Source organism: Pseudomonas sp. WS 5412 (genome assembly GCF_012985615.1).
Classification (GTDB): domain Bacteria; phylum Pseudomonadota; class Gammaproteobacteria; order Pseudomonadales; family Pseudomonadaceae; genus Aquipseudomonas; species Aquipseudomonas shahriarae.
This window is the reverse complement of sequence record NZ_JAARMB010000004.1, coordinates 253,429-264,570: the sequence shown is the minus strand read 5'-3', so window position 1 is coordinate 264,570 and position 11,142 is coordinate 253,429. Positions and strand designations below refer to the sequence as shown.

The following is an 11,142-nucleotide window of genomic DNA, read 5'->3' as shown; positions in this document are numbered from 1 at the left end:
CCCTCGCCCTTACAACTCATCGCGGTCGCGTATCCTCAACGCTTCATCCATCTGGATTTCTTCGGTTTGCGTGTCGTCGCGGGTATCGACCTGAGCGTCTGACAGGCGTCCCTCGTACCGCCATAAGGCATCCCGCTCCAGTACAAAAAGCTCGCCGCTACTGGTCACGCGTTTCAAGAAGACACTGGGCTGAAGACCGGTGCCCAACACCATGACTTCCTCTTCCATCCTGGAAAAACTTGGGATGTATTTGAGGAGCGCCCCTTCGCGAACCGACAGATAAACGCTGGCTGGCCGTTGCGCATGGGCACGTACCACGCGCAGATAGAATCCGAGGAGGGTCGGGCCGACAAAGTTGTTGATCAGCCTCTGTTCCTTGGGATCACTGCTTTGAGTAGACGGCATGCTTTTATAGACAAGCTGGGCAGCGACCACTTCATAGCGCGATGGGAACACGGGTAACGGCACCGGGCGGCCCACCGGCTGTACCAGAGGCTGTACCGGCCCGTCGGGCCCCGTGTAGAAAAGTGCCAGTTGCTGCGCCGTATCGAGCCCGGCCGCCAATGGTTGCGTGCCGACAAACGAGGTGCGCGTGGGGTTACCCAATACGGCGGCCAGGTACTCCCGCCCCCGATACGGCGCGAGCCTGCGATGGATGGAGCGCGCTGCATCGTCGGCAAGGGAAAAGAGCGGGCCACAGGCCTGCCAGGTTGCAAAAAAGCCTTCCCCCGTACCGGGTCGCCAATCGGCGGCGACCCGCACAGTGCCGGACCAGACCCGGCCCTCGATCAATATATCCAGATTGCCTCGGGCAATCAGGCTGCGCACGTAGTCGAGCATGCGGGCGCCCCCCTGCAGTAGCTGCAAACGCAGGGTCTGTAGCGTGCCCAGGGTGTCCAGTTGCTCATCAGTGCCAAGGTACTGATACCTGAGCAGCGCGCCGTCCAGGCACGACAGGTAAAACGTTAGTTTTTTGTCCTTGAGCCCGTGAATGGAGAAGCGTATCCCCGTATCAATATCCGAGGGCAGAAAGAACGCCTGATGCAACGGGTCATCCTCCGCGGTCAGAACCTCCCGGGTAGCACAGAGGTAGAAACCTTCGAGCGTATAGCCCTGGGGAAACAGGCCCTGGGGGAAAACCTGGTTGTAGTCGCGATAGCTCTGGCGCACCAGCGGCAGACTGACCATGTAATGCCCCGATCTGTGCGATTTGAAGATGTAGCCGAACTGCAGGCTTTCGCCGTGCCTGCAGTGCTCATGGGCATAGCGCACTGCATCCTGTTCCTGAGTGAAGACCGGGCTGAACGGCGGATCGGCCAGCGAGTTCCTGATCAATAACGGCTCAGGTCGGTCGAGGTTGGCAATGAACGGGGTGCTGATCCTGCGAGGCAGGCCCCACACCTGGCTCCCCTCCACGACCCGCAATACACCGGCCTGGCCCAACCGGGACACAAACTCGACCGGGGTCAGCGTGCCATCGCGCATCTGGCGCTCGACAAGGTTATCCAACAGTTCCGCCCGTTCGAGCTTCAACGGCAGCAAGGCCTTTTTCAGCTCATCCTCCAGGACTGTATGGCTTCGGGTGTAACTGAGCACACAGCCGTCACTGCCCAATAGATACTCGCGGGTCAGACGCGTGTCCGGGGACTGCAACGATGAACTGATCACCCGAGTGGAGAGCATGTTGCGATAGACGTTTTTCTGCGTGACCTCCAGAGCAAACGGCAACTCCCGCACCGGGCTGGTGCGGTAGCGCGCGACAATCGTGTGCCCCGCCGGAAAGCCCCCGGAGGCGACCACTTCATCCGGCAGGATCCACTTGGGATCGAAATCTTCCCGAGGCACCCTCAACGGTTCGGTCGCCACGAACAGGCCGTCAGGGCGTTTGAGGATCACCCCCCCCATCCCTCCGTTATCGTGATTGCTCAGCTGCGAGCGCACATGCCGCACCGCATCATCCTGCTCCTGGAAAGCCGGCCCCAGGCGACGACGGATAAAGTTCCTGTAGGGCCGCCATAACACAGCGTTTTCGCTCACCGGGCCCCGTCGGTCCCAGCACTGGCTGCTGTACAACACCCGCAAGTCTCCGGCCTTGGCAATCAGCGAAATATAGCGGCGGGTATCCAGGGAGCCATTGCGCAGGCTCATGCCCTGGATCGTCACACCGTCCCCGCCACTACTCTGCTTGAGCAATGACGAAGCCTGGGGCTGATACCGCAACAAGGCCCCGTCCAACGTCGAAAAATACACCGGCAGCACGGGAGTGGTGGAAGACCGCGGTAAATTCCGGGCATCCTCTTCAGCACGCAACAACACCTCGGGCGTGACAAAAAAACTCGTCAGCCAGGCCTCTGTCGTGGATAGCCCCACGGGCAGCCATTGCTGTGAATACAGCAGGCCCACCAGGACAAACCCCTTGGCGAAATCGCCACCGGCCAGATACCCGGCGCCTCGGGTGGAATCACTCAACCAACGCCCGTCCGTCTTGACCGGCAACAGTTCACTGACCACGAATTCATCGCGTTGTGGGTGTTTGAGGATGTAGGCCGCCCCTCCCTGGGCATCCAGGTTCCTGCCGTACCAGCGAACGTGGGCGTTGAGTGCCGCCGCGTCCTGGCTGTTGAAAATCGCACCAAACGCCGGGGCTTGCAGATCCACTTCGGCGTACTCAAAGTTGGGCGTCCAGTCGTTGTAGACCTTGCCACGCGGCCCCCACAACTGGCTGCGAATCAGCACCTGCAGATTGCCCGCCTCCGCCAGGCGGCTGACAATGTCCACCGGCTTGAGCTTGCCGCTTTCCAACCGTTCGAAATACCCATGCTGGCCCGGCTCGCGGGTGGTGTTGTTGAGCACCAGCAATTCATTGGCCGAGCCACTGGGGGTGTAGCCGATCAGGTTGTTCGGCGACCCGCTCAGATAGGCCGGCTGCCGGGATTCGATCACCGAGCGGATCTCCCTGTCCGAGAACATCGTGATATTCACCTCCAGGTCGGCAAGGGTCCAGCCAAGACGCCGCTGGCGCCCCAGGTCACTCAAGGACAAAGCCGCATGGGAGGCGTAGCGGGCATGAATTTCATAACCCGCCGGGGGCACCAGCAAGCCACTGCCCTGTGTCGGCAGCAGCAGGTCGGAGGCAAAGCCGTCACCGTGGATGCTCACCGGATCAGTGAACACAAACCGCCCGTCGGTCTTCTTGAGGAGGTAGCCACCCAGAGCGGTCCCACGGCGAAAGCCGATCTTCTCGTGGGCATGGCGTGCGGCGTCATCGGCCGTCAGGAACGAGGCACTGAGCACCATGGCGCCCAAGCCCAACGGCAGTTGCTCAAGGTCATGCATCGGCCCCAGGACGTTCCATAACCCGCCCTGCTGAAGCACCACCAACTCCCCAGCGCGGATGACCCGGCGCACGAACTCGCGCGGGGCCAGCGAGCCATCGAGCAAGGCGGCCTGGTTGCCGTTGTCGGTGACTGCCTGGCCCGCCACGCTGAACAGTTCGTTGGCGGTCTGCGCACTCGGCACCTGCCAATGCAGCAGCGCGTTGTCGGCGGTCTGCAGATACAGCTTGAACCCCAGTCCGGCGATTTGCAGGCCGAAGGTGGCGATGGCCTGAGTCATGGCGTCCACCCACAGCGCCGGGCTGGCAAAGCGCTTGTACAACCAGGCTTCGCTGGCCGGCAATTGCCCGGGCTCGAAGCGCGGTGCGTTCCGGTAGACGCCGACCACCCGATAGTTAGAGAGCAGTTTCGGCTGACCGTCGGCGCGGGTCGGGAACAGGCTTGCCAGGGTCGAGCCCGCCGCCACCGGTAACGTCGCGACATACGACGAGCGGGTCTGATGCTTGAGGACAAACCCCTGGTATGCAGCAGGCGGCAGCGAGTCGAGATTATTCAGGGCGATCAGCGCCGCCACATGCCCCATGCCGGCGACCGGTGTAAAGAACGGCTGTTCCTGCACACTGCCGGCGGGGGCGACCGGGTGGCCGAGACGCCAGCCTCTGGATATCCGACCGCGAGCACCGCCCCAGACACGATTGGGCAATACCACCCGCAGGTCTCCAACATCCGCAAAGCCCCAGATGGCCCCTTCAAAGTCAGTGAACGGCTCGATCTCCAGCTCGCCGGTCAGTTGCTTGAGCAGCTTCTGCTCCGCTGCCGAGCCGCTGCTCATGTACTTGAGCAAAGAGCCCTCCGGCCCCGAGAGATAGTGGGCCGGGGCGAACTCGCGGTTACCGATGATAAACGCCTGGTCGGCCGACGAGAAAAAGCTGATAAACACCCTGACCTGGTCGGCGGAAAACTGTTCGTGCAGCTGTTGTTCCCCAGCGGAGCCTGCCGGATGCGAATGGTAGAAGGCGTGGCAGTCATAGGGCGACGGTGCAATGAAGTAGTCATGCTCGTCGGTGGCCATCATGGTGCGGAAATCAAACTGAATGGACGCACCGGCCACCGGCTCAGTGGCGAAATAACGCCCGCCCTGTTTCAGTACCGCGCCGCCATACTCCTTGTCACGCCGCTCGCCGATCCGATTGTGGGCCCAGCGGGCAGCATCGTCGGCCGTGGCAAAAGGCGGGCTCAAGACGGGCTTGGGAATCAACGAACAAGCACGCCAGTGCCCATCGACCGGGCCAACCTTGTCCCAGATCTTCCCTGCCCGGATCACCGCCAAATGCCCGGCTGCTGCCACGCGCAGCACAAAATCCCGCGGCCGCAACGTGCCGGCAAGCAGCGCCGAATCAATCTGGTTATCCACCACCCGCCCGCTGGGCTCGACGCGAAAAAGCTCCGTCTCAGCCGCCGAAAACCCACAGGTGTATCGCAACAACGCGCCATCGTTGAGGTTGCGATAGAACCACAGCTGGCGCCCCGGCCCCAGTAAATCCGTGGCCTGGTGCCCCTGATAAAGCTGGGTCGCCAGCTCAAGCGGAGTAAAGAAGTTACGGTACAGCCAGGGTTCCAGGGCGGCGAGCCGCACTGGCGTCGGGGTTTTTCCCAGATAGACCCCGACCCAATGAAAATGGTCGTGCACCACGCGCTTGCCATCCGGGGTGCGCGGGAAGAGCTGTTGAACCGACAGCGCCGGTGCGCCATCGGCCTGGGGTTCGCTCAGCACATAGTCTTCTTTGTCGACGTGCTTGAGGATAAACACCGGCCGTGTCCGCTGGGGGCTGCGCGCCTGCAGCACCGCCAACGCAGCCGTCAGTCCCGCCTGGACAGGCCCGCAGGCAGGCAGGTCGTAGGTGTGTGAGGCAAAGGGTGAATACGCCTGCCACTGCTTGGGAACGGTGCCCACCGAACCGCCCCACAAGGGACTGGACACCACAAAGGACAGTTGGCTGACACTGAGCACCTTCTTGATAAGGCTTTCCGGTTTGTTGTCGGGGATCCCGTCCTCATGATTGAAGTGCAGCTTTTGATCAAGCCAGACCCCGAAACGGCGCTCCTCTTCCGAGCCGCTGGTGACATGCTTGAGCAACGCGCCGTCGGGAGCGGACAGATAGGACGCAGAGAAAAAACCGCGCTCCAGAATATTGATGGCCAGATCAATGTCCGAAAAAAAGCCGTTCAGCGCCCGGACCTGACGATCGGAAAACTGCGGATTATTGGCTTCGAACTCATCGAACAGATCGGGGTGAGAGTGGTAGTCGGCCACACACCGATAGCCTTCCGGGGCCAGGTACTGCCCATTGCTGTCGACTTTCAGTACCTTCCAGTGATCGAAACTATTGCGCTCCCCGGCGATGGGCTCGGTGGAATGAAAGTAACCATCCGCCAGGCTCTCCAGAATCACTCCGCCGTACTCCACATCCCGCCGCCGACCAATCTGCTGATGAGCATAACGAGCCGCATCATCCATGCTGGCAAAGGCCGGCCCCACTGGCGGCAGCACCGCATCTGACTGCAAACCGCCCCCGAACCAGCCGCGTTTAGGTCGCTCCATGACATCCCCTCCAATTGGATAATCGCTGTGGCCAGACGCTGGCCACACAACCAGCCAAATAATCACCGCTGCGGCCAGGCAGGGGGCGCTAGATAGTTATCTGCCGCCGCGCCCTGCCCTATTCGGGCGCGCGTCACGCACCAGCATGCAAAACAGGCCCTCACTTGGTGCAGCGTGCCTTGCCCACCCAGTCGATAGCCCCTGCAACCGCGCGGTGCAGGCACTAGGCACAGCCTTTGCAAACGCTCCAGCAATGCCCCTATCTGCCCTCATGAAAATAATCAGTTCTGGAGATCGCACCATGAAGCGTCGCAGCTTGATCAAGGCTTTCACTCTGTCGGCATCCATTGCCGCCATGGGCCTGACCTGGACCGTCCAGGCCGCCGAGACCATCAAGGTCGGCATCCTGCATTCGCTGTCCGGGACCATGGCCATTTCCGAAACGTCCCTCAAGGACATGGCGCTGATGACCATCGACGAGATCAACGCCAAGGGCGGAGTGAACGGCAAGATGCTCGAAGCGGTGGTGGTCGACCCGGCCTCCAACTGGCCGCTGTTCGCCGAGAAGGGCCGACAGTTGCTGACCCAGGACAAGGTCGCGGTGGTGTTCGGCTGCTGGACCTCGGTGTCGCGTAAATCGGTGCTGCCGGTGTTCGAAGAACTCAACGGCCTGCTGTTCTACCCGGTGCAATACGAAGGCGAAGAGATGTCGCCCAACGTGTTCTACACCGGCGCCGCGCCGAACCAGCAGGCGATCCCGGCGGTGGAATACCTGATGAGCGAAGAAGGCGGCAGCGCCAAGCGTTTCTTCCTGCTGGGCACCGACTACGTGTACCCGCGCACCACCAACAAGATCCTGCGTGCGTTCCTGCATTCCAAAGGCGTGGCCGACAAGGACATCGAAGAGGTCTACACCCCGTTCGGCCATAGCGATTACCAGACCATCGTGGCCAACATCAAAAAGTTCTCGGCGGGCGGCAAGACCGCCGTGGTCTCCACGGTCAATGGCGACTCCAACGTGCCGTTCTACAAGGAACTGGCCAACCAGGGCCTGAAGGCCACCGAGGTGCCGGTGGTGGCGTTCTCGGTGGGCGAAGAAGAACTGCGCGGCATCGACACCAAGCCGCTGGTGGGCAACCTGGCGGCGTGGAACTACTTCCAGTCGGTAGAAAACCCGGTCAACGCCAAGTTCGTCGCCGACTGGAAAGCCTACGCCAAGAAACACAACCTGCCGGGCGCCGATAAAGCGGTGACCAACGACCCGATGGAAGCCACCTACGTCGGCATCCATATGTGGGCGCAGGCCGCTGAGAAAGCCAAGTCCACCGACGTCGACAAGGTGCGCGAAGCCCTGGCCGGCCAGACTTTTGCGGCACCGTCGGGCTACACCCTGACCATGGACAAGACCAACCACCACCTGCATAAGCCGGTGATGATTGGCGAGATCCAGTCCGACGGCCAGTTCTCGGTGGTGTGGCAGACCGAAGGGCCGATCCGTGCCCAGCCGTGGAGCCCGTACATCCCTGGCAATGACAAGAAGCCGGATCACGCGGTGAAGAGCAACTAAACCGCACCACAGATCAAATGTGGGAGCAGGTCGAATCGCCGCTCCCACATAAACCTAGTCCGCGCATGACCAGGACATTTGTTTATGCCCACTGCCCTCCACCGCTTCCTCCTGGCCTGCCTGCTGCTGCTGCCCCTGGCCGCACACGCCGGTGATGCCGAAGACTTCCTCGCCGCCAACCCGAGCCAACAAGCCAAGCTGTTGCAGGACTGGGCCGCCCAGCCTGACCCGGCGCGCATCGAGTTGGTCAACGCCCTGCAACAAGGCCAACTCACGGTCAACGGCGAACCCAAGACCGTGCGCCTGAACAACCGCCTGCGCGGCCTGATCGATAATGTGCAGGCCAGCCAACAACTGCTCGCCGCCGATCCCACGGTGCGCCTGGCCGCTGCGCGGACCCTGCAAAAAAGCGCGCAGCCTGCGCAACTGAAATTCCTCGACCAGCAACTCGCCAGCGAAGCCGACGACGACGTCCACAGTGCCCTGAGCCTGGCCCTCGCCAACCTGCAACTGGTCGACCCCGATCCGGCCGTGCGCCTGGCTGCCGTGCGCCTGCTTGGCAGCACCGGCGACCCGCTGGCCCGCACGCGCCTGGAAGCCTTGCTGGCGCCCGGCGTGGAAACCGATGCCGGGGTGCACACCGCCGCCGAAACCAGCCTGGCCCAGGTCAAGCGCAAGTTGCTGGTGGGCGAGATCCTCGGGCAAGCCTTCAGCGGCATGTCCCTGGGTTCGATCCTGCTGCTGGCGGCCCTGGGCCTGGCGATCACCTTCGGCTTGCTCGGGGTGATCAACATGGCCCACGGCGAGATGTTGATGCTCGGTGCCTACTCCACCTACGTGGTGCAGTTGCTGATGCAGCGCTACATGCCCCAGGCAATCGAGTTCTACCCGCTGATCGCGCTGCCGGTGGCGTTTTTTGTCACCGCCGGCATCGGCATGGCCCTGGAACGCACGGTGATCCGTCACCTCTACGGCCGCCCCCTGGAAACCTTGCTCGCCACCTGGGGCATCAGCCTGATGCTGATCCAACTGGTGCGCCTGCTGTTCGGTGCACAGAACGTCGAAGTGGCCAACCCGGCCTGGCTGTCGGGCGGGATCCAGGTGCTGCCCAACCTGGTGCTGCCGTACAACCGCATCGTGATCATCGGCTTTGCGTTGTGCGTGGTGGTGCTGACCTGGCTGCTGCTGAACAAGACCCGCCTGGGCCTCAACGTGCGTGCCGTGACCCAGAACCGCAACATGGCCGCCTGCTGCGGCGTGCCCACCGGGCGTGTGGACATGCTCGCCTTTGGCCTCGGTTCGGGTATCGCCGGCTTAGGTGGCGTGGCCCTGAGCCAGATCGGCAACGTCGGCCCGGACCTGGGCCAGAGCTACATCATCGACTCGTTCCTGGTGGTGGTACTCGGCGGGGTCGGCCAGTTGGCCGGCAGCGTCATGGCCGCCTTTGGCCTGGGGATCGCCAACAAGATTCTCGAACCGCAGATCGGTGCCGTACTCGGCAAGATCCTGATCCTCGCGCTGATCATTCTGTTTATCCAGAAACGCCCGCAAGGACTCTTCGCACTGAAAGGACGGGTGATCGACTGATGAACCAGCCATTGATGCTTACAGCCGCGCAAAAGGCCGGCCCCAAGGTAACGATCGCGGTGGGTGTGGTGATCCTCGCCGTGCTGCTGGCGTTGCCGCTGCTGTCGCTGCTGCCTGCCGATAACGCATTGCATGTCTCGGCCTACACCCTGACGCTGGTGGGCAAGATCCTCTGCTACGCCATCGTCGCCCTGGCCCTGGACCTGGTGTGGGGCTACGCCGGTATGTTGTCCCTGGGGCACGGCCTGTTCTTCGCCCTCGGCGGTTATGCCATGGGCATGTACCTGATGCGCCAGGCCGCCGGCAGCGAGTTGCCGGCGTTCATGACCTTCCTGTCGTGGACCGAACTGCCGTGGTATTGGCTCGGTACCCAGCACTTCCTCTGGGCCCTGTGCCTGGTGGTGTTGGCCCCGGGTTTGCTGGCGCTGGTGTTCGGCTTTTTTGCCTTTCGCTCGCGGATCAAGGGCGTGTATTTCTCGATCATGACCCAGGCCCTGACCTTTGCCGGGATGCTGTTGTTTTTCCGCAACGAGACCGGCTTTGGCGGCAATAACGGCTTTACCAACTTCCGCAGCATCCTGGGCTTCGGTATCACCGAGCCCGGTACCCGCGCGGTGCTGTTCCTGGCCACGGTGCTGCTGTTGGTGGGCAGCCTGTTTATCGGCTGGCGCCTGGCCCGGAGCAAGTTCGGGCGGGTGCTGACGGCCCTGCGCGACGCGGAAAACCGTCTGATGTTCTGCGGCTATGACCCGCGTGGCTTCAAGCTGTTTGTGTGGGTGTTGAGCGCGGTGCTGTGCGGCCTCGCCGGGGCGCTGTACGTGCCGCAAGTGGGCATCATCAACCCCAGTGAAATGTCGCCGACCAACTCCATCGAAGCCGCCGTATGGGTGGCCCTGGGCGGGCGCGGCACACTGATCGGCCCACTGCTGGGTGCCGGCGTGGTCAACGGCATGAAGAGCTGGTTCACCGTGGCCTTCCCGGAGTACTGGCTGTTCTTCCTGGGGGCACTGTTCATTATCGTCACCCTGTACCTGCCCAAGGGCATCATCGGCCTGCTGAAGAAAAGGGGCGAACAATGAGAGTCACGGCAACCGACCAGTTCATGCTCGAACCGATCATCGAACCGAACCGCGACCAGGGCACCAGCCGCGACGCCATCGGCCTCGGCCAGGCCGCCGGCAAGGGCCTCAATACCCGCCATGGCACGATCCTGACCCTGGAAGATATCAGCGTCAGCTTCGATGGTTTCAAGGCCCTCAACGACTTGAACCTGTACATCGGCGTCGGCGAATTGCGCTGCATCATCGGCCCCAACGGCGCGGGCAAGACCACGCTGATGGACGTCATCACCGGTAAGACCCGCCCCAGCCACGGCAAGGCGTGGTTCGGTGAGACCCTGGACCTGACGCGCATGAGCGAAGTGCAGATCGCCCAGGCCGGTATTGGCCGCAAGTTCCAGAAGCCCACGGTGTTCGAAGCCCTGAGCGTGTTCGAGAACCTGGAGCTGGCACAGAAGACCGACAAATCGGTGTGGGCCAGCCTGCGCGCGCGTCTGAGCGGTGAACAGAAAGACCGCATTGAGGAGGTGCTCGACACTATTCGCCTGACCACGTCGGTACAGCGCCCGGCCGGCTTGCTGTCCCACGGCCAGAAGCAGTTCCTGGAAATCGGCATGCTGCTGATGCAAGACCCGCAACTGTTGCTGCTCGACGAGCCGGTGGCCGGCATGACCGACGCCGAGACCGAGTTCACCGCCGAACTGTTCAAGCGCCTGGCGGGCAAGCATTCGCTGATGGTGGTGGAGCACGACATGGGCTTTGTCGGCTCGATTGCCGACCATGTGACGGTGCTGCACCAGGGCAGCGTGCTGGCCGAAGGGTCGCTGGAGCAGGTGCAGGAAAACGAGCGGGTGATCGAGGTATACCTCGGTCGTTGAGCCAGACACAGACCGCTTACTGTGGGAACCAAATCAAATGTGGGAGCTGCCTTGTCGGATCGCCGCATCGCTGCGATCCAGACAACTCGGTATGTCTGATGGACCGAGGTGATGC

At 62.3% G+C, this 11,142-nt stretch carries 5 protein-coding genes; 4 read left to right on the top strand and 1 reads right to left on the bottom strand.

The window, feature by feature from the left end; genetic code table 11:
- Positions 1 to 9: 9 nt before the first annotated feature.
- Complete coding sequence (locus tag HBR94_RS08200) at positions 10 to 5,937, bottom strand: DUF4329 domain-containing protein (RefSeq protein WP_170044486.1); 5,928 nt, start codon at positions 5,935 to 5,937, stop codon at positions 10 to 12.
- A gap of 301 nt (positions 5,938 to 6,238) precedes the next feature.
- Here HBR94_RS08200 and urtA point away from each other — a divergent pair, with 301 nt between their 5' ends.
- From urtA to urtD, 4 genes are all read left to right on the top strand, one after another.
- Positions 6,239 to 7,504 carry an urea ABC transporter substrate-binding protein gene (gene urtA, locus HBR94_RS08195; RefSeq protein WP_057437515.1) on the top strand — a complete coding sequence of 422 codons (1,266 nt, stop codon included), beginning with the start codon at positions 6,239 to 6,241 and terminating at the stop codon, positions 7,502 to 7,504.
- A gap of 84 nt (positions 7,505 to 7,588) precedes the next feature.
- Entirely contained in the window at positions 7,589 to 9,091 is a 1,503-nt protein-coding gene (gene urtB, locus HBR94_RS08190; protein WP_128593127.1) for an urea ABC transporter permease subunit UrtB, read from the top strand.
- Positions 9,091 to 10,170: an urea ABC transporter permease subunit UrtC gene (gene urtC, locus HBR94_RS08185; protein WP_057437513.1), complete on the top strand. Its 1,080-nt coding sequence runs from the start codon at positions 9,091 to 9,093 to the stop codon at positions 10,168 to 10,170. The genes urtB and urtC overlap by 1 nt, the downstream gene beginning before the upstream one ends.
- Positions 10,171 to 10,193: 23 nt before the next feature.
- The gene (gene urtD / locus HBR94_RS08180; RefSeq protein WP_169960030.1) at positions 10,194 to 11,027 is read left to right on the top strand and encodes an urea ABC transporter ATP-binding protein UrtD; all 834 of its coding nucleotides are present in this window, start codon (positions 10,194 to 10,196) and stop codon (positions 11,025 to 11,027) included.
- Positions 11,028 to 11,142: the final 115 nt, after the last annotated feature.

What these genes read in the sequence shown, in the direction of transcription:
- HBR94_RS08200 (WP_170044486.1), bottom strand. Translation starts at nt 5,937, where the DNA reads ATGGAGCGACCTAAACGCGGCTGGTTCGGGGGCGGTTTGCAGTCAGAT.
- urtA (WP_057437515.1), top strand. Translation starts at nt 6,239, where the DNA reads ATGAAGCGTCGCAGCTTGATCAAGGCTTTCACTCTGTCGGCATCCATT.
- urtB (WP_128593127.1), top strand. Translation starts at nt 7,589, where the DNA reads ATGCCCACTGCCCTCCACCGCTTCCTCCTGGCCTGCCTGCTGCTGCTG.
- urtC (WP_057437513.1), top strand. Translation starts at nt 9,091, where the DNA reads ATGAACCAGCCATTGATGCTTACAGCCGCGCAAAAGGCCGGCCCCAAG.
- urtD (WP_169960030.1), top strand. Translation starts at nt 10,194, where the DNA reads ATGCTCGAACCGATCATCGAACCGAACCGCGACCAGGGCACCAGCCGC.